Source organism: Halorubellus salinus, assembly GCF_020567525.1.
GTDB lineage: Archaea > Halobacteriota > Halobacteria > Halobacteriales > Natrialbaceae > Halorubellus > Halorubellus salinus.
Window position 1 is genome coordinate 145979 of the sequence record NZ_JAJCVI010000001.1, and the last position, 18699, is coordinate 164677.

At 68.7% G+C, this 18699-nt stretch carries 18 protein-coding genes; 7 read left to right on the plus strand and 11 right to left on the minus strand.

The features are described from left to right. Window positions 1–6: 6 nt before the first annotated feature. Window positions 7–645, minus strand: coding sequence for a DNA-3-methyladenine glycosylase family protein (locus LI336_RS00705; protein WP_227130699.1), 639 nt, complete (start codon window positions 643–645; stop codon window positions 7–9). 265 nt (window positions 646–910) lie between these two features. Between LI336_RS00705 and LI336_RS00710 the strand changes: the two genes are divergently transcribed. Beyond that, window positions 911–1318, plus strand: a complete 408-nt coding sequence (locus tag LI336_RS00710; protein WP_227130700.1) for a hypothetical protein — start codon at window positions 911–913, stop codon at window positions 1316–1318. Between the two features lie 148 nt (window positions 1319–1466). Beyond that, the gene (locus tag LI336_RS00715; RefSeq protein ID WP_227130701.1) at window positions 1467–1868 is read left to right on the plus strand and encodes a hypothetical protein; all 402 of its coding nucleotides are present in this window, start codon (window positions 1467–1469) and stop codon (window positions 1866–1868) included. A gap of 69 nt (window positions 1869–1937) precedes the next feature. Here LI336_RS00715 and LI336_RS00720 read toward each other — a convergent pair whose 3' ends face one another. Both LI336_RS00720 and LI336_RS00725 read right to left on the minus strand, forming a co-directional pair. Then, on the minus strand, window positions 1938–2669 hold the full coding sequence (locus LI336_RS00720) for a class I SAM-dependent methyltransferase (RefSeq protein ID WP_227130702.1): 732 nt from the start codon (window positions 2667–2669) through the stop codon (window positions 1938–1940). Between the two features lie 107 nt (window positions 2670–2776). Further along, window positions 2777–3928, minus strand: coding sequence for an acyl-CoA dehydrogenase family protein (locus LI336_RS00725; protein WP_227130703.1), 1152 nt, complete (start codon window positions 3926–3928; stop codon window positions 2777–2779). 116 nt (window positions 3929–4044) lie between these two features. Here LI336_RS00725 and LI336_RS00730 point away from each other — a divergent pair, with 116 nt between their 5' ends. Beyond that, window positions 4045–6030: a 3-hydroxyacyl-CoA dehydrogenase/enoyl-CoA hydratase family protein gene (locus LI336_RS00730; RefSeq protein WP_227130704.1), complete on the plus strand. Its 1986-nt coding sequence runs from the start codon at window positions 4045–4047 to the stop codon at window positions 6028–6030. A gap of 27 nt (window positions 6031–6057) precedes the next feature. On the opposite strand, the gene LI336_RS00735 is transcribed toward LI336_RS00730, so the two are convergent. Beyond that, window positions 6058–6621 carry a hypothetical protein gene (locus LI336_RS00735; RefSeq protein ID WP_227130705.1) on the minus strand — a complete coding sequence of 188 codons (564 nt, stop codon included), beginning with the start codon at window positions 6619–6621 and terminating at the stop codon, window positions 6058–6060. 121 nt (window positions 6622–6742) lie between these two features. On the opposite strand from LI336_RS00735, the gene LI336_RS00740 reads away from it, so the two are divergent. Continuing rightward, on the plus strand, window positions 6743–7189 hold the full coding sequence (locus LI336_RS00740) for an SLOG cluster 4 domain-containing protein (RefSeq protein ID WP_227130706.1): 447 nt from the start codon (window positions 6743–6745) through the stop codon (window positions 7187–7189). A 48-nt stretch (window positions 7190–7237) separates the two neighbouring features. Here the strand turns inward: LI336_RS00740 and LI336_RS00745 are convergent, their stop codons facing one another. From LI336_RS00745 to LI336_RS00760, 4 genes are all read right to left on the minus strand, one after another. Next, window positions 7238–8710: a cytochrome P450 gene (locus LI336_RS00745; protein WP_227130707.1), complete on the minus strand. Its 1473-nt coding sequence runs from the start codon at window positions 8708–8710 to the stop codon at window positions 7238–7240. A 192-nt stretch (window positions 8711–8902) separates the two neighbouring features. After that, window positions 8903–9688 carry a ribonuclease H-like domain-containing protein gene (locus tag LI336_RS00750; protein ID WP_227130708.1) on the minus strand — a complete coding sequence of 262 codons (786 nt, stop codon included), beginning with the start codon at window positions 9686–9688 and terminating at the stop codon, window positions 8903–8905. A 76-nt stretch (window positions 9689–9764) separates the two neighbouring features. Further along, window positions 9765–10169 (minus strand): acyl-CoA thioesterase, encoded by a 405-nt coding sequence (locus tag LI336_RS00755; protein WP_227130709.1) that lies wholly within the window; start codon window positions 10167–10169, stop codon window positions 9765–9767. 110 nt (window positions 10170–10279) lie between these two features. Next, window positions 10280–12754, minus strand: a complete 2475-nt coding sequence (locus tag LI336_RS00760; RefSeq protein ID WP_227130710.1) for a putative sodium/potassium/calcium exchanger — start codon at window positions 12752–12754, stop codon at window positions 10280–10282. A gap of 139 nt (window positions 12755–12893) precedes the next feature. On the opposite strand from LI336_RS00760, the gene trxA reads away from it, so the two are divergent. Continuing rightward, a complete protein-coding gene (gene trxA / locus LI336_RS00765; protein WP_227130711.1) occupies window positions 12894–13322 on the plus strand; it encodes a thioredoxin in 429 nt (142 codons plus the stop codon). A 33-nt stretch (window positions 13323–13355) separates the two neighbouring features. On the opposite strand, the gene LI336_RS00770 is transcribed toward trxA, so the two are convergent. Beyond that, window positions 13356–14033 (minus strand): DUF7504 family protein, encoded by a 678-nt coding sequence (locus LI336_RS00770; protein WP_227130712.1) that lies wholly within the window; start codon window positions 14031–14033, stop codon window positions 13356–13358. A gap of 234 nt (window positions 14034–14267) precedes the next feature. On the opposite strand from LI336_RS00770, the gene LI336_RS00775 reads away from it, so the two are divergent. Together LI336_RS00775 and LI336_RS00780 are read left to right on the plus strand one after the other, a co-directional pair. Beyond that, entirely contained in the window at window positions 14268–15143 is an 876-nt protein-coding gene (locus tag LI336_RS00775) for a DUF7547 family protein (protein ID WP_227130713.1), read from the plus strand. Then, window positions 15140–15946 (plus strand): NAD(P)H-hydrate epimerase, encoded by an 807-nt coding sequence (locus LI336_RS00780; protein ID WP_264475215.1) that lies wholly within the window; start codon window positions 15140–15142, stop codon window positions 15944–15946. The genes LI336_RS00775 and LI336_RS00780 overlap by 4 nt, the downstream gene beginning before the upstream one ends. A 62-nt stretch (window positions 15947–16008) precedes the next feature. On the opposite strand, the gene LI336_RS00785 is transcribed toward LI336_RS00780, so the two are convergent. Together LI336_RS00785 and LI336_RS00790 are read right to left on the minus strand one after the other, a co-directional pair. Further along, window positions 16009–16485, minus strand: a complete 477-nt coding sequence (locus LI336_RS00785) for a PhlB family protein (RefSeq protein WP_227130715.1) — start codon at window positions 16483–16485, stop codon at window positions 16009–16011. Beyond that, entirely contained in the window at window positions 16482–17645 is a 1164-nt protein-coding gene (locus LI336_RS00790; protein ID WP_227130716.1) for a thiolase family protein, read from the minus strand. The genes LI336_RS00785 and LI336_RS00790 overlap by 4 nt, the downstream gene beginning before the upstream one ends. Window positions 17646–18699: the final 1054 nt, after the last annotated feature.

Here is an 18699-nt window from a genome sequence, read left to right on the forward strand (position 1 = left end):
TCGCGGTCAGTCCTCGACGACCTCGTCGACGCTCTCGGCGAGGTCCTCGTCGACGCGCCAGAGGTAGAGGCTCGCGTAGCTCCGATAGGGCTTCCAGCGTTCGGCGCGCTCGCGCATCTCGCTCCGGGTGAGGTCCTCGCCGTCGGGGAACACGCGCTGCATGCCCTTGCGGATGCCGAGGTCGCCGACGGGGAAGACGTCCTCGCGGCCGAGCGCGAACAACAGTTGCATGTTCGCGGTCCACTCGCCGACGCCCGTGATGGCGGTGAGGGCGTCCCGAACCGCGTCGTCGCGCTCGTCGGCGAAGGACTCGACGCTGTACCCGTGTTCGGTGAACGCGTCCGCGACTTCGTTCACGTACCGCGTCTTCTGACGCGACAGTCCCGCGTCCCTGAGGACGTCGTCGTCGGCGGCCCGGATGCCGGCGGGCGTCACGTCGACCGCGTCGAACAGGCGCTCGCGGGTCGCGGCGGCGCTCGCCATCGACACCTGCTGGCGGAGGATGGACGTGACGAGGCGCTCGAAGAGGTCGTCGGCGGTCTCGACGTGCAACTCGCCGTGTTCGGCGATCAAGGGGCCGAGTATCTCGTCGCTCCGGAGGAACGCGTGCGGGTCACTCGCGGCTGGCTCGGCGTCGTCTGACACGAGCGAGCGTACGCCCTCCTGGCGGTTAGCGTTCACGGACGCTGGCGCGCTCCGCCGCGGCGCACGAACCGCTCGCGTCCGCGTACGTCGGCGTCTACAGCGACGCCGTCGACGTCGACTACGAGCAGGGGAGCGCGTCGTCGTTCGGCGCGTCCTGAGGGGGTCGACGACGCGTCTCGCGCCTGTCGACCCGGGAGGAGTTGCCGGGACACGCCATCACTCACCACACCGATAGCATCAGGTATCCGAGGAGAGTACTGTCGGTATGGAGAACACTACCGGCAGCGTCCGGTCGTGGCTGCTCGCCACAGTCGACTTCGCGTTCGCCTTCCTCGGCGTCGCCGCCATCGCGTACCCGACCCTCGCACTGGCTGGCGCACTCGTCGGGTCACCGACCCTCCGAGCGCTCGTTCCCGTCCTCACGTTCGTCCTCGCGTTCGGCGCGAGCTACCCGTACGTCGCCGGCGACTGGTCGCTCGGCCGCCTCGGCGAGTTCCTGTTCGTCGCCGTCGCCGGGTCGCTCGCGTGGGGCGCACTCGTCGCCGGCGTCGTCCTCGCCCTCGACCTCGCCACCGTCCCCGGCGACCCCGCACCCATCGCGACCGCGTGGACGCTCGCCCTCGCCACCGCGTACGCCGTCGTCTACTGGCAGGAACGCCAACTCTTCCGGTGACACCGGCGGGGACGACTCGATCCAGCGAGGGTCGCGACTCGGTCCACCGACGGCCACGACCCGGTCCCCCGACGAGCGAGACCTCGTCCACCGACGGCCACGACCGCGGACCGAAACCCTCAGGGGACCGAGCGGCGACCACCTGAGCATGGCCGACCTCGAACAACGACTGCAGGCGTGGTTCGGTTTCGGCGTCGAGGTCGTGTACACGTTCTTCGCGTTCGTCCTCGTCTCGCTCCCGTTCCTCGCCCTCGGCGACGACGCGTTCGGCGAACCACTCGGCGCTATCGTCACCCCGCTCGCGTTCGGCATCGGCGTCGTCGGAACCGCCGCGTTCGAACTCGGGACGTACTCCTTCGACCGCCTCGGGCACTTCGTCGTCGCCGCATTCGCCGCCGCCATCGGTTGGGTGCTCGTCGTCTCCACGCTCGTCCTCGTCTTCGACCTCTGGCGTGCGCCCCGAGACCCGCTCCCGATGTTCGTCGCGTGGTCGCTCTCGCTCGCCACCGCGTACCTCCTCGTCTACCGCGGCGAGGACGCACTCGCCTGACGCGCTCGATTCCCCAGGTGGGTCGCCTCCGCGGGTCGTTCGTCGCCTCGGGTCGGTCGCCTTCGCGGGTCACTGCTTGGCGAGCGTCACCGTGTACGCGTGCTCCCAGCCCTCGCCACCCTCGCGTATCGACTCGACCGTCCACGCAGTGTCGGCGACGGCGTCCCGGACGTCGTCGGGCGTGAACAGCTGGAAGAGCCACGGCTTGCCGAGCTGCTCGTCGTACTCGTACTGGACGACGCGGAACGCGTGCTCGCCGGCGGGGTCCTCGCGGAACCCGAACAGGTCGCGTGTCCGCTCGTGGTCGGGGTCGTAGCCGTCGAAGACCGCGGTCGCATCCGGCGTCGTCACGTGCGTGAGGTCGCCGAGGAACGCCCGCAGTCCCGGGAGCGACTTCGCGATACCGACCTGTGTGCCGACGCTGTACGCCCCGCGGAACGCGTCGCGCTCGAAGTGCTCGCGGAGCGAGAACATGTCCGCCTGCACGACGCGGTCGACGCCGCGGTCGCGGAGGACTGACGCGAGCAACTCGCTCGGCTCCACCGCGCTGACCGCCGGTCGTTCGCCGTCGGGAGCCGTCGCGTGCTCCTGGACCGCGAGCGCCTGCCGGCCTGCGCCCGCCCCAAGGTCCAGGACCGGAGCGTCGAGCCCGGCGAGCGCGTCACCGTCCTCCAGCGACCACGCCTCGAAGTACCCCGCGACCCCGTGCTCGACCGGCTCCTCGCCGTCGCGGTACCGGAGCGGGCCGTCGTACTCGTCGTGGAACCATTCGTGGAGCGCTCGCGCGAACACGTCCGTCACGGAGACCGCTGCTCGTGGACGAGGCAAAAAACGTGCAGCCGGTGTGGGAATCACCCACGTCGTTCAGAGGTCGGTCGCCGACGCCGACCGGTCGCCGGACGCGACGGTCAGTAGCCCTTGCCGAGGAGTTCGCGCGCGATGATGTTCTTCTGGATCTCCGTCGTGCCCTCGTAGATCTGCGTGATCTTCGCGTCGCGGTAGAACCGCTCCACGGGGAAGTCGTTCACGAACCCGGCGCCGCCGTGGATCTGGACGGCCTCGTTCGCGACGTCGACCGCGACGCGCGACCCGAACTCCTTGGCCATCGACGCGAGCTGCGTGATGTCCTCGCCCTGGTCGACGTTCCACGCGGCCTTGTACGTAAGCATGCGCGCCGCCTCGGTGCGCGTGTGCATGTCGGCGAGCTTGTGCTGGATGGCCTGGAAGTCGCTGATGGGGCGGTCGAACTGCTCGCGCTCCTGCGCGTAGGAGAGCGCCGCCTCGCTCGCGCCCTTCGCGATACCGACGCCCTGCGCGGCGACGGCGGTACGGGTCTCGTCGAAGAACTGCATCTGCTGGAGGAAGCCCATGCCGCGGTTCCCGATGAGGTTCTCCTCGGGGACGCGCACGTCGTTCAGCATGAGTTCCGCGGTGTCGCTCGCGCGGATGCCGAGCTTGCCCGTGATCTTGTCCGCCTCGAACCCGTCGCGGTCGGACTCGACGACGATCTGACTGAAGCCGTTGTAGCGGCCCTCGGCGTCCGGGTCGGTCTCGCAGAGGACGACGTAGTAGTCGCCGATGGAGCCGTTCGTGATCCACATCTTGTTCCCGTTGATGACCCACTCGTCGCCGTCCTTCTCCGCCTGCGTCGAGACGGAGGAGACGTCGCTGCCAGTGTCGGGTTCGCTGATCGCGGCGCCCATGATCGCGTCACCCGTCGGGATGGGTTCGAGGAAGCGCTCCTTCTGGTCCTCGGTCCCGAACTCCATGATGGCGTCCGCGCCGAAGCTCGTGGACGTCAGGGAGAGGCCGATGCCGGGGTCGACCGCGAACAGTTCCTCGGTGATGAGCGCGGACTCGAGGTTGCCGTAGTCGGCGCCGCCGTACTCGAAGGGGATGTGCGCGCCGAGCAGGCCCGCGTCCGCGGCCTTGTCGATGATCTCCCACGGGTACTTCTCCTCGACGTCGTACTCCTGGGCGACCGGTTCGATCTCGTTCTCGGCGAATCGAGCGACCTCTTCCTTGATCTGTTTCTGCTCGTCTGAGAGCGCGAAGTCCATAGTAAATCATTAACGCATTGTTCGTTAAAAAGGTATGCACCCGCCGGTAAACTAGACAGGAGTTGGTGGACTCGCTAAGGGAAACCTTGAAACGATTGCCAGTTGACTTCTCGTCCATGGAGTTGGAAGAAGTCAACACCGTCGCAGTTCTCGGCGCAGGTAACATGGGCCACGGTATCGCGGAGGTCGCGGCCCTCGCCGGCTACGACGTCAACATGCGGGACATCAAGGAGGAGTTCGTCCAGGGTGGCTACGAGAAAATCGAGTGGTCGCTCGGCAAGCTCGCGGACAGCGAGCAGATCACGGAGACCGACGCCGACGACGCACTCGACCGCGTCACACCCCTCGTCGACCTCGAGGAGACCGTCTCGGACGCCGACGTCGTCATCGAGGCCGTCCCCGAGCGCATGGACGTCAAGGAGGACACGTGGACGGACGTCGAGGAGTACGCGCCCGACCACACCGTCTTCACGACGAACACGTCCTCGCTCTCGATCACGGACCTCTCCGAGTTCACCGAGCGCCCCGAAGCGTTCTGCGGGATGCACTTCTTCAACCCGCCGATCCGCATGGACCTCGTCGAGGTCATCTCCGGCGAGCACACGGACACCGAGACCCTCGACCTCGTCGAGGCCCTCGCCGAGGACTTCGGGAAGACGCCCGTCCGCGTCCGCAAGGACGTTCCCGGGTTCATCGTGAACCGCATCCTCGTCCCCCTGATGAACGAGGCCGCGTGGCTCGTCGACGAGGGCGTCGCCACCATCGAGGAGGTCGACGCGACCACGAAGTTCGACATCGGCCTGCCGATGGGGAGCTTCGAGCTCTCGGACTACGTCGGCATCGACGTCGGCTACCACGTCCTCGACTACATGCACGAGGTCGCCGGTGACCGCTACGAGCCCGCGCCGATGATGGTCGAGAAGGTCGAGAACGAGGAGTTCGGCCAGAAGTCCGGGAAGGGCTTCTACGACTACGAGGACGGCGACGGCGCGGAGGTCCCGATGGACGACGACCTGTTCAGCGAGACCGTCAAGGAGCGCCTGCTCGCGGCGCTCGCGAACGAGGTCGCGTTCCTCGTCGGCGACGACGTCGCCAGCCCCGAGGAGATCGACACCGCCGTGAAGCTCGGCGGGCGCTGGCCGAAGGGCCCGGCGAAGTTCGCGGACGAGTACGGCGTCGCACGCCTCGCGGAGGCGCTCGAGGAAGCCTACGAGGAGAACGGGCATCCGCGCTACGAGGCGTTCGACCACCTGGCGACGGTCGCGGAGGAAGGCGGGTTCTACGACGACGACGGCGACGACGAGGACGGCGCGGTCGACTTCGAGACGCTCGAACTCACGTACCCCGCGGACAAGGTCGCGCAGATCGAGCTCTCCCGGCCGCAGCAGATGAACTCCATCAGCCTGGAACTCATCGAGGAACTCGACGCGGCCATCGACGTGGTCGACGAGGACGACGACGTCCGCGCGCTCCTCCTGACGGGCGCGGGCTCGAAGGCGTTCTCCGCGGGCGCGGACTTCATGAGCATCGCCGGCGGCGGCGCCGACCCCTTCGGCGCGGTCGAGCTCTCGAAGTACGGCCAGGAGACGTTCGGGCGCCTCGAGGAGATCGAGATGCCCGTCGTCGCCGCCATCGACGGCTACTGTCTCGGCGGCGGGATGGAGCTCGCGACGTGCGCCGACGTCCGCGTCGCCTCCTCGCGCTCCGAGTTCGGGCAGCCCGAGTTCAACCTCGGCCTCCTCCCGGGATGGGGTGGCACGCAGCGCCTCCAGCGGATCGTCGGCATGGGGCGCGCGAAGGAGATCATCTTCACCGCCGAGCGCTTCCCCGCCGAGGAGATGGAAGGGTTCGGGTTCGTGAACGAGGTCTACGACGCCGAGTCCTTCGACGAGGAGGCGCTCGCGTACGCCGAGAAGCTCGCCGGTGGCCCGCCGCTCGCACAGCGCTTCACGAAGCGCGCGATGCACAAGGGCTGGGACAACCACGAGGCCGGCCTCGAAGTCGAGTCCATGGGCTTCGGGCACGTCGTCGGCAGCGAGGACGTCCACGAGGGCATCAACGCGTTCTTCGGCGACGACGACCCCGAGTTCGAAGGGAAGTAATCGCCTGACGGCGACCTCGCGGTTCCGTCATTCGAAGTCGTAGTTCGATCTTCGTTTCTCACGGCCGCTTCGTTCCTCGCAGTTGAGCGTCCAGAGTGCGAGCGCGACGCTCGCGATGGTCGGGATGCCGGCGGTCGTGACGATTCCGGCGACCGAGACGTAGAGGCCGAACGCCAGCGGCTCCAGGAGTTGCCCGGAGACGTCGACGCCGCCGTCCTTGAGCAGTTTCGGGACGGTGGTTCCAGCGATGAGTAGCGGGCCGACGGTGAGCCAGGAGCCCGCTCCGATGGCGAGCCCGGTCGTGAGTGCCCGGCGTCGTGGCACGACCCCATCTTTGGAGATGCGGAGGTGCCACAGCACCCACGTCCAGGCGACCGCGTTCACGACGACGAGCGGGACGAACAGAAGGATGATCGGGGTCCAGATGCCGACCGCGAACAGCGCGAAGTACAGCGTCGAGAACGCGAGCGCGAACGTCCCGTACACTTCGGCAGCGGTCCGGGGGTCGCGCTGGTTCTCCGCGACCCACTCCGGGCGCTCCGGGACGCGGCGTTCGACGAAGCCGGGGACGAGGTCCTCGACGCGAACCATACGCGAGTATCCACAGTCGCGTGACAAAACGGTTCGGGCGACGGTCGACGCGACCGCGAGGAACGGCGCGGCCGCCGGGACGACCGGTAGTTTCCTGACGGTCGCGGCCGCCGACGTTCGTATGCGAGTGAGCGTCATCGGCGGCGGGGAAGCGAGCGGCGACGACCTGGACGCGGCGCGCGAGGTCGGCCGGCTCCTGGGTGAACGCGGACTCGACCTGGTCTGCGGCGGCCGCGGCGGCGTGATGGCCGCGGCGTGTGCGGGCGCGAAGGAAGCAAGTGGGACGACGATCGGGATCCTCCCCGGGGAGGACCGCGGCGGCGCGAACGAGCACGTCGACGTCGCAATCGCCACCGGGCTCGGGCACGCGCGGAACGCGCTCGTCCCGCTGAACGGCGACGCCGTGATCGCCATCGAGGGCGGGCACGGGACGCTCAGCGAACTCGGGTTCGCGGGCATCTACGACCGCCCGATAGCGGGACTCGGGACGCACGACGTCGACGGCGTCTACGCCGCGGACTCGCCGGCGGACGCCGTCGCGTACGTCGCTGACGCGCTCGGCGAGTAGCGGGCGCGTCGTGGACGTCCGCGGTCGTGCACGCTCGGGCTCGCCGCGTCAGCGCTCGCGGAACCGGAGCTTCACGGGGCGGTCCGGCTGGAGCGTCGCCGAGAACGAGTACTCGACCGCGTCGGTGACGGCGTCGACCTCGAAGCGCGACAGGACCGTCGCCAGTATCAGTTTCGCCTCCAGGGTCGCGAACCGGTTCCCGATACACGAGCGCGGCCCACCGCCGAACGGATAGTGCGCGTACTCCGGGAGGGCGTCGCGCATCGCGGGCGTCCACCGGTTCGGGTCGAACGCGAGCGGGTCGTCGTACCAGCGCTCGTCGCGATGCACGACCAGCTGCGGCGTCGTCACCGTCGTCCCCTCTGTTATCTCCCAGGGGCCGACCTGGACGTCGCGCTTCGCCTCCCGGAACAGGTTGTACGCCGGCGGGTGCAGGCGCGTGCTCTCGTCGACGACCGCCTGGAGGTACTCGGCGTCCCGGACCGCGTCCGCCGTCGGCGTCCCACCGCCGAGGACGTCGTCGAGTTCCGCGTGCAGCGTCGTCTGCGCGTCCGGGTTCCGCGCGAGCTCCCAGAGCGCCCACGTCAGGAGGACGGCGGTCGTCTCGTGGCCCGCGAACACGAACGTCACGAGGTGGTCCTGGAGGCGTTCCCGGTCCATCGACGTCCCGTCCTCGTACTCCGCGTCCGCGAGGATCGAGAGCAGGTCGTCGCCGACGTCGTCGTTCGCGCGTCGTTCGGCAACGAGGTCCGTCATCGTCGCCCGGAGCGCTCGCATCGTCCGCAGGAACCGGCGGTTCGACGGCGTCGGCACCCACACCGGGAGGTACGAACTCACGTTCGTCGGCGACGTCCGCGACAGGATCGCGTCCGCCGCATCCCCGATGACCTCGCCGTCGCCGGAGAGGTCCGTGCCGAACATCGTCCGTGCGATGATCTCGAGCGTGAGGTCCTTCGTCGCCTCGTCGACCCGGACGACGTCCGCGTCAGCCCACGCGTCCGCGGTCCCGGCCGCCGCATCGACCATCGCGTCCGCGTACGTCTCGACGCGCTCCCGGTAGAACGCCGGCTGGACGAGCGCCCGGTCTCGCGCCCATTCTTCGCCCTCGCTCGCGACGAGCCCGTTCGGCGCGAACCCGTCGAACGCCCGCGACAGCACCTTGCCCTTCCGGAACGCCGCGGCTTGCTCGACGAGCACCGACTCCACGTACGACGGGTGCGTGAGCATCACGGCGTCGGTCCGGTTCACGCTGTACGCGACCGCGTCCGACTCGTACCCGTACCCGACCTCCGCGTAGTAGCCGTCCGGGTCGCGAACGAGCTGGAGGAGTTTCCCCACGACCGGCGCCTCGGCCGCTCGCGGCGGCCGACGACCGGTCGCTCCATCGCTCCCCGCCAGCGACGCGGCCGCGGCGGCGTCCGCCGGCCGCTGGCCTCGCAGTCCGTCCGCCCCCACAGCCGTCGACGCGTCCTGCGAGCCAGGTCCGTCGGCGTCCACGTCGGTCCGCGTAGGCGTGCTCATACCCCCGAATCGTCCAGCGACCATCAAGTCGATTCTGTCCAGATGACTAGCGTACTTATACGATGAGGTGGCTGCATGGACCCCCGCCAGTTCGAGTACCGTCGTTCGGTCGCGTCATCGAGCGTCGTCGTTCGGTCGCGTTATCGAGCGTCGTCGTTCGGTCGCGTCACCGAGCGTCGTCGTTCGGTCCCGTCACCGAGAGCCGCCGTCGAACCGCTCGGCGTCCGCGGGGCGGACGTGGTCGTCGAGACGGCGGACGACCTCGTCGGCGAGCGTCTGGAGGTTCCGCGTGTCGTCGCGGTTGTACTCGACGAGCGTCTCGAGCGCGCGGTCGTCGCCGTCCTGGTACTCGTACCAGAGGCGGACCGCGTCCTGCCCGGAGATGTCCGGCTGGTCGCGCTCCAGGCCGACGTCCTGCTCGATGCGCTTCAGGCCGCCCGAGAGCCCGATGCGCTTGCAGGGATACATCAGGTCGAGGTGCGGGACGTCCGGCGTCACGCCGAGTTCGGTCTCGAGGAACGGGACGTCGAACCGCGCGCCGTTGAACGACGACACCAACGCCGCATCCTGGAACTGCTCGCGGACGCGCTCGGCGGTGAGGTCCTGCCCACGAACGAGTGTCGTCGTGTCCCCGCCCTTGTGGAACGACACCGTCGTCACGTCGTTCCGGTGCTCGTCCAGCCCCGTCGTCTCGATGTCGAAGAACAGCGTCTCGTCGCGGAAATTCTCGTACAACCGCCAGCGTTCACCACTCGGGAACGCATCCCCGAAGAACCGCGTATCGCCGTCGTCCAGGCGCTCGCGGGCGTCCGCGAGGAAGTCCTCGATGCGCTCCGCGGTCGTCGACCCGATACCGGACGTCGACCTCGCTGCGTCCCGGTCGAAGTCGTCCCAGTGCGTGATCCCCGACCGCCACAGGTTCCGTTCCGACTTCTCGCCCACGCCCCGCACGCCGATGAAACTGTTCTCCAGTCGCACGGCACACGGTTCGTCGGGCGACGCCTAAACCCCTCGCTTCGACCGCGCGAGACGCCCACCGCCACCGCCCGCGCGGTCAGTTCAGACCCTCGAACTCGCGGAGCGTCTGGCGCCACTCCTCGGGGATCTCCACGGACTCCTTCGCCTCGCCATCGTACGCCACCTGGACGGTCGACGCTTCCGCCGCGAGCTCGCCGCTCGCGTACACCTCGTACTCGAACGTCACGCTCTTCGTGCCCACGTCCACGACCTCGATCTCGACGGTCACGAACCCGTCCTCGAGCGTCACCGGACGGTAGTAATCGATCTCGAGGTTCGCGAGCACCGCCTCGATGGCGCCCGTGTCACCGAGCACGTCCGGGAGGTACTGGACGCGCGCCTCCTCCAGGTACGTCGCGTAGATCGCGTTGTTCACGTGCCCGAGCGCGTCCACGTCCTGATACCGTACAGCCACGTCAACCGCGTACACGTCGTCGGTCATGCGCAACGGTCAGCCGAGGACGACCCTCCGTCTTTCGGTCTCGACAAAGGGCTCGGCCTGTCGCGCGCAGGCGAGCGACCGCCGAGGGTCAGTCGTCGCCCCTCTGAGGGTCAGTCGTCGTCCTTGGAGAGGTAGAGCGTGCGGTCGATTATCTGGACGATGGCGTCCGCCCACGCGTTCACCGCCGGCCCGTCCGCAGCGGGGATCTCGAGGACGACCGCGTTCTCGTCCACGGACAACTCGGCGTGCGTGGTGTCGTCACGGTCGAGGTAGTTCCGTAACTGATAGGTGAGGAGTCGTTCGCGCGCACCGCCGAGGTCCATCGCTTCGTTGGACGTGAACGAGAGCGTCGCGGTCTCGGCGTCCGCGTCCGCGGTCACGTCGAACGAAGACCCCGAGAGCGGGAACGTGTACGACTCGTCATCGAGCTCGTCGACGGCCGCGTCGAGGTCCGCGTCGGAGACGTCGGGCGTCATGCTCGTCCCGCCGACCTCCTGGGTGAGCGTGTCCAGCTCGCGGTTCACGAGGTCCGCGATACCATCGTCGTCCGTGTCGTCGGCCGCGTCGTCCGCTCCACCGTCTGCTTCCTCCGAGTTCTCGGCCGCGTCTGACTCGTCGTCGGTCGCCTCCCGTCGCTCGACGAGCGCGTCCTCGACGGCGTCGACGTCAGCTGCGTCCTCGTCCCCGCGGTCGTCGAGGCCGTGGACGGCCGCGGCCGCGAGCGCGTCAAGCATCTCCTCGGCGGGCATCCCACTGCCCTTCACGCCAGGGGTCACCGCCGCCTCCCGCTGGAGCGACGTGTAGTCGAGCGACCCCTCCTCGTCCTCGTGTCGCTCGCGGATCCGTGCTTTCGCCGCCGACAGGTCATCGACTACCGCGTCGGCATCCACGCCGGCTGCGGCCGCAGGCTCCGCGTCGCCGCTTTCAGCGTCGTCCTCGCCCGCGTCGACGTTCGCGTCGTCGAACTCGTCGTCCGCTCCGAAGGTCTCCCTGTTGCCTTGGTCGCTTTCGTCGGGTTCGCTCCCGCCGGTGTCGTCTTCGCCGGTGTCGACGCCGGAGGTCTCCCCTGCGTCGGACGGCATCGTCTCCACGTCCACGACCTCCGTGCCCGGGTCCGCGGTCACGTCGCCCGTCGCGTCGTCGCCCGTCGCGTCGTCACCCGTCGCGTCGTCGCCAGTCGCGTCGTCGCCCTCCACGTCCACGGTGTCCTCCACGTCCACGGCTTCCGTACCAGCGTCAGCCCTCCCGGTGGCCGGTTCGGCTTCGTCGACGGCCGCCTCCCCGTCGTCGTCCCGTGGGGCGTCCGGTTCCGTGCCGGACGCGTCGGAACTGTCGGGCCCGTCGGCCGCGTCCTCGTCGGCTTCGCTGTCGGTGGACGTCGGCTGGAAGCGCGACCCGAGGTCGTCGAGATCGACCGTCGGGTCGCCGTCGTCGTCCGCGTTCCCGAACGCGGACACAGGGTCGACGTACGCGTTCCGTACCTCGTCCGACCCGAGTCGCTCGTCCACGGTCGGCTCCGCCGCTGACGCATCCGTCGTGGCGTCATCGAGGTCCGTGCGAGCAGTCCGTGGGACGTCCATCGTGACGTCGTACCACGCCGGATCGCCGCTCCCGTCCGACGCGAACCGACCGACGTTCCGCGACGTCGCATCGACCGACGGACCGGTCTCGTCACCCCCGGTCGCTGGGCCCTCGACGTCACTCCCAGTGGTTCCGCCGTCGGCAGTGGTTCCGTCGTCGTCGCTGTCTCCGGCGTCGTTCTCGTCGCCGCCGCCTCCGTCCTCGTCGTTGCCGGCCTCGCCCATGCTCCCGTCGTCATCGGCGTCGCCGTCCCCGGCACCGTCGGCCGCGTCGGTCGCTTCCTCCACGCCGGTGCGCACGTCTCCCGCAGATGGCGTCCCGACGGCCGGTGCACCGTCTGCGCGCGTACTCTCACCTGAGTCGACGCCGACGCCCGCGGCCGTCGACTCTTCGTCCTCGGACGCATCAGTCGACGTCCCGGCCGTCGCAGCCGTGGGAGCGGTGCCGACCCGACGACGACCATCGGCAGGGGTCGCACGCTCGTCGAACGCGCCACCCGCGGTCGGATTCACCGTCGTCGTCCCGCCCGCAGCCGCGTTCACGCCAGCAGCGTGCGCCCGAACCCTCCCGGGCCGAACGTCACCGGGCCGAACGCCACCCGGTTCGCCGCTCCCGGGAGACGCCGAGACGCTCCCGCCGACCACGTCCGTCCCCTGCACGTTCGCCGTCGCCCCGGAAACGCTCTCTCGACCCGCCGAGGGCCCCGCTCCCGAAACGCCCTCTCGACCCGTCGGCGTTCCGCCACCCATGCGGTCGTATATCCGCGTGAGCGTTCCGTTGATGCTCGCCAGGTCCGAGTCGACGTCGTCCTCGAGGTAGTCTATCTTCTCCGCGACGTCCCGGAGGGCGAGTGCGATGTCCCAGAGGACGACCACCATCAGGAACAACAGCATGAGGAGTATCGTCCCGGCGACACCGGCGAGGAACTGCACGCTGATCTCGACCTGGAGGGGGACGGCGGCGTCCAGGGCGGTCGCGGGGGGAACGACGACCTCAGAGCTCATGATTACCGGTCGTAGGACGCCGTTCGTTAAAGAACGTCGTCCGATATCGAGATTCGATACGCGCGACCCGACGTCGGTTGTGCACCATACCAACACATCTGTGGTGGGTTTAGGTGCGTGGAACCGCTAGGGAGAGCCGATGACAGAGACAGACGAACGCGACGCGATCCGGGAACAGAAACGCAAAGAGCTCCAGGAGCAGCTGGCCGACGGCGGAGCAGTGAGCGAGAGCGAGGCCGAACAGACCCGCCCGGACGCACCGGTCCACGTCGAGGGCCCCGACCACCTCGCGGAGGTGACGGACGCCCACGACGTCGTCCTCGTCGACTTCTACGCGGACTGGTGCGGCCCATGCAAGATGGTCGAGCCGGTCGTCGAAGCGCTCCACGAGGACGGCACCGCGGTCGTCGCCAAGGTCGACATCGACGAACACCAGGCGCTCGCCCAACGACAGAACGTCCGCGGCGTCCCCACCATGCTCCTCTACGTCGACGGCACGCCGGTCGAACGCGTCGTCGGCGCCAAGGACAAAGCGAGCCTGGAAGCTCTCGTCGCACAACACGCCTGACCGCGACACCCCCGCCCCTGCCGCTCCGAGCCGTCAGAGCGAGATCCAGCCCGTGTCCGTGCCGCGGTCACGGAGATCCCAGCGCTGCTCGAGGCCGTCCTCGCCATCCCGGACCTCGACGATAGCGTCGAACAGCGGCTCCAGCAGGTGAACGTAGTCGCTATCCCGGGCGAGCGGCAGATGGAAGTGCCCCATCCCGTCGACCTCGCGGACGCGAGACGTCACCATGTGCAGCAGTCGGAACACGTTCTCGGACTTGTGGTCGCGGAGCAACGGCGTCACGGAGTCGAAACATAACCGTAGTTCGGCCGGTTCGAGGTCGAACTCGTCGTCGTACGCCGCGACAGCGTCGATTATCTCCGCACCCAGGGACGCCAACAGCTGGTTCCCGACGACCGTCCGCTCGATGGACTCCGGGACGCCGTCGTGCACGCCCGTCCCGTCGTCCGTCGATTGCGTGACGATACACGCCGAATCCTCGACCGTCGGTGCCGTCGCCGTGAACCCACAGGACTCGTTCCCGGCGGTGTAGACGTAGACGCGACGCCGAGGCTCCTCGCCGTCGCCGAGCAAGCGCTCGCAGGCTGCGTGATGTGCTGTCCCGCTCGTCTGTCCGACGAGCAGGATGTTGCTCCCCTCCTGCTTCAGGCTCGACAGCGTCTGCGCAAATGCAGTGCTGTCGGGCACGCCCCCGCCGTGATCGGTCCGCATTCTTGCGGAACTACGGATACAGCATATAATAAACATTGTGGCGACCACCCTGCAAGAATAATCCACGAGGCGACCGAACCGGCAGTATCGACGAGCGGTCGAAGTGGTCGAACCGGCAGTATCGACGAGCGGTCGAACCGACCGAACCCGCAACGTCGACGAGCGGTCCGTGGCTGCGAGCGCGACCCGCTGGAGCGGGCCAGACTTTTGTCCGCCTGGCGAGAAGGTCCGACCATGACCGACAGCCGGGACGACGACGTCGACTTCGCGGCCACCGCGGAGGAGCTGTCGACGGTCCTCCAGGAGCTCCGGGACGAACTGCGACGCGACCCGCCACGCGGCCCGTTCGGGTTACCGCGTCCGCCGTCGCCGAGCGAAGTCGTCCGGTTCGCCGACGAGGTCGCGATACCGGGAACGATCGCCGTCCTCGAAGTGAACATCAAACTCCTCGAGACCGTCCAGCGCGCTATCCGCGTCGTCGACACCGGGAATCGCGCCCGAGAACGCGCCACGGGTGCACGCGACCGAGCGGCGGGGTCCGCCGAGCGTCTCGCCGAGGTCAGCGACCGGACGCTCGAACGCCTCGAACGGTCGCTCGGGGACCTTCAGACGGCGCTCGACGACGGCGGGCTCCCGGACGACGGCGCGGCCGGTGAACTCCTCTCGGAGGCTCGCGCCCTCCGCGACGACGTCCAGTCCCGACTCCGGGAGGCGCGCGAGCGCGACCACACGCTCGACGAGTTCGAGGAGCGCGCGAACCGCGCCGACGACGCACGGCGCGCGGACGCCGCCCGCGACGACGACCCGGCCGACCGGAACGCGACCGGTGCCACCGGGGACTCCGACTCCGTCGACGAGGGTGTGAAGGTCGACGTCGACGCGGAGATAGAGACGCTCAAGGACCGATACGGGAAGCGCGACGACGCGACCGCGGACGGCGACGCAGGCGCGGACGACGGTGACGGGTCCGCGGACGCGGGTTCGGGCAACGATGCGTCGAGTGGGGGCGGCGACGACGACGCGGGTTCGAGCGACGATGGGGCGGAAGCAACGGGCGACGATGCCGACGGTGACGACGCCGACGATGGGCGCGGCGACGCGGACGCATGACCGCGGAACGGTCGGAGTCCGTGGACCGTAGCGGACGCACACCGGATAGGGCCCGTCCAGTGTTCGAGACGACTCGTGGCGTTCGAGTCCGGTCCGTCACCGCCGCCGAGATGCGAGCGGTCGACCGGGCTGCTGTCGACGACGTCGGCCTCCCGCTGTTGTCGATGATGGAGAACGCCGGCCGGAACCTCGCGAAGGCGAGCCGTGCGGTCGTCGGTGGACTCCCACAGGACGCGGCCGTCCTCGCTGGCGGCGGCGGCAACGGCGGTGGCGGGCTCGCGGCCGCCCGACACCTGGCGAATCACGGGACCGACGTCACCGTCGTCCTCGACCGCGACCGCGACGCACTCGAGGGCGCCCCAGCCAGTCAAGCGGCCGCGCTCGACGCCACCGACGCGACGCTCGTGCACGGCGACGGCGCGGTCCACGACGCGGTCGACACCGTCCTCGACGTCGACCTCGCCATCGACGCGCTCGTCGGGTACGGACTCACCGACGAACTCGACGGCACCGCCGCCGACCTCGCACAGGTCGTCGACCAGGGCGCGAAGCGCTCGCTCTCGCTCGACGTCCCCAGCGGGTTCGACGCCACCACCGGCGACGCGCCCGGGCGAGCCGTCCACCCGGACGCCACCCTGACACTCGCACTGCCGAAGACGGGTCTCGATAGCGTCCCCGGCGACCTCCTCCTCGGCGACATCGGCATCCCCGACGGCGTCTACGAGCGCGCGGGCGTCCCCGCACCAGACCCGTCGGTCTTCGACGGACAGTACGTCGTCGCGCTTGCAGTCGTCGAAGAATAACGGAACGAGATCGGATGCGGCGTCGCTACGACGTCACGGACTCGAATACGGGTGTGCTGGCGCTACGACTCCACGGGTTCGAACCGGTAGCCGTCCCAGGACTGACTGTCCGGTTCGCGGATTCCAGCGCCCGGTTCGCGGAGTTCCTCGACGTACGTCGGCGCGACGACGTCACCGGATTCGACGTCGCCGGTCGTGAGCTGTGCGAGCGTCCGCACCGGCCCCTGCACGGTCCCCGCGGTGAAGTCCTGGGACGCCTCCAGGGCAGCGTCGAGGTCGAACTCGACGATCGCGAGATGGTTCGGTTCGCGGACGCCCGGCGGCGTCGCCGTACTCGTCGTCCACGTGACCACCTCCGCGCGCGTCTCCGAGAGGTCGAGTTCCGCGTCCTGTGACTCGCCGCACGTCGGGCACCGCTGGTGGCCGGGAAACGTCGCGTGCCCGTTCGTGCAGACGTACGCGGTCAGGTCGTCGCCCGAGAGGTGGCCCTCGCGGATCCGCGGTTCGTCGTCGCCGTGAGTGGAATCGTGGTCGCTCATGCTGCTGCCTCCAGGATGGTGGTGATGACGCAGTTCCCGAACCCGCCGACGTTGCACGCGAGCGCGACGTCCGCGTCGACCTGTCGCGGCCCCGCCTCGCCGACAATCTGCTCGTATATCTCGACGCCTTGTGCGACACCGCTCGCGCCGAGCGGATGCCCCTTGGACTTCAGGCCACCCGACGTGTTGATGGGGAGGTCGCCGTCCATCTCCGTCTCGCCAGCCTCCACGTGCTCCCACGCCTCGCCGTGCTCGGCGAACCCGAGCCCCTCCATCTGGAGGAACTCGAGGATGGTGAACATGTCGTGGAGTTCCGCCACGTCGACGTCGTCCGGTTCGAGCCCCGCCATGTCGAACGCGCGCTCGCCGCTCTCGACGACCCCACTCATCACCGTCGGGTCGTCGCGCTCGTGGACGACGTGCGTGTCCGTCGCTCCTGCGACGCCCGAGATGACGGCGTAGTCGTCGGCCCTGTCGACGTAGGATTCGGCTTCCTCGGCTGGGACGAGCATGAGCGCGGCGGACCCGTCCGTGATGGGACAGAAGTCGTAGAGCCGGAGCGGGTCAGCGACGATCGGCGAGTCGAGGACGGTCTCCAGGTCGACCTCCTTCTGGAACTGCGCGTGCGGGTTCCGCGTGCCGTTCTCGTGGTTCTTCACGGCGACCTTCGCGAGGCTCTCGCGGGGCGCGTCGAAGCGCTCCAGGTAGTGTCGCGCGGTCAGTCCGGCGAAGCTCGGAAGGGTGACGCCGTGCTTGTACTCCGCCGGGTGCGTGAGCGACGCGATGACGTCCGTCGATTCCGCGGTCGTCTTGTGCGTCATCTTCTCGCCGCCGACGAGGAGCGTCGCGTCGCTCGCGCCGCTCGCGATGGACTGCCAGGCGGCGTAGATGCCGGCGCCACCGGAACTCGACGTCTGGTCGACGCGCTGGGTGTACGCGCCGAGCGCGCCGAGGTCGTGCGCGAGTGCGTTCGGGACGCCCGTCATCCCCTCGAACTCGCCACTCGCCATGTTCGAGACGTAGAGGTGGTCGAGTGCGGACGGTTCGACGCCGGCGTCGTCGAGACAGGCGTCGCCCGCCTCGGCGAGTAGCTCTCGTATCCACGCGTCGCGCTGCCCGAACTGTGTCATGGACGCGCCGATTATCGCGACATCTCGCATACGAGAGCCGTCTCCCGGACGCGTCTTATAGCTCGGTGTTGGCGCGAACGCCGTTCCGTCCGAGGACGCGGTCGGCCACGATCGCCCCGCGCGGTCGGGGCGCGGTCGCTTCCGCCGTGGTTGCTTCCGCCGTAGTTGCTTCCGCCGCGGACGCTTCCAGGCCACAGAAGTGTTCGCTGCCGCCCCCACCGTCGTTGCGCGTGAAGCGACGCCGGGCTGGCGGCGTCGCGACCGAACGAGTGGTGGTTCAGCGACCGACACCCACCACTGGTGCAAGTGAATAACCGTGACGTTCCGAGCGTGGTCGCTGGGGCAGGACCAGGTCCAGGTGTGTTCGCTGAGGTTGAGGCGAGTGAGCTCGCTGGGGTTAGGACGAGTGTGATTGCTGGGGTTGAGACGAGTGTGGTCGCTGGGTCGAGGGGTTCGAGGGGGAGAGAGACACCACTGTTGCAAGTGAAGCGGTTCTGGGTGTGGGTGGTGGTGCGTGGGGCGGCGAGTGGCGGGGTCCGTCGACGACGTGGGCACTTCACCTGCAATGGTGGTGGGGTGCCCGGCGATAACGGCACTTTCAGGCCCACTATCCGGCGAATGCGACGACTGGACGGACGAGCGGTCGACGATACGCTCGCCGAAATGTCAGCGCTTCACTCGAAACGACGGTGTGCTCGCACGTGACCCCTAGCCCAACCCACGCTTCACACGAAACAGTGGTGTCTCTCACCCCACCCCCAAATCACTCACCTTCCACTCACCCCACGAACAACCCGTCACCGCCAGCTCACCCTCGCCGCCTCACGGTTCCTAGACTACTCACTAACCTAGCTAGTCTAGCTAGACCGACTAGACTAGAGAGAATAGCAAAGAAAGGAAGAGAGGATGCAGAGCGGATGAGGCGCGGGAGAGACAAGAGGACCGTCCGACGAGGGACTGCCCGAGTTCGTTGGTACCGGAACCCGTAACGTGCGGCCGCACTCGTCATCGCCGTCCGGTTCGAGACCTCGGCTCGGGGCGTTCACTCGAAACACTCGAATCACGTGAAAAGGCGGTCGTTAAA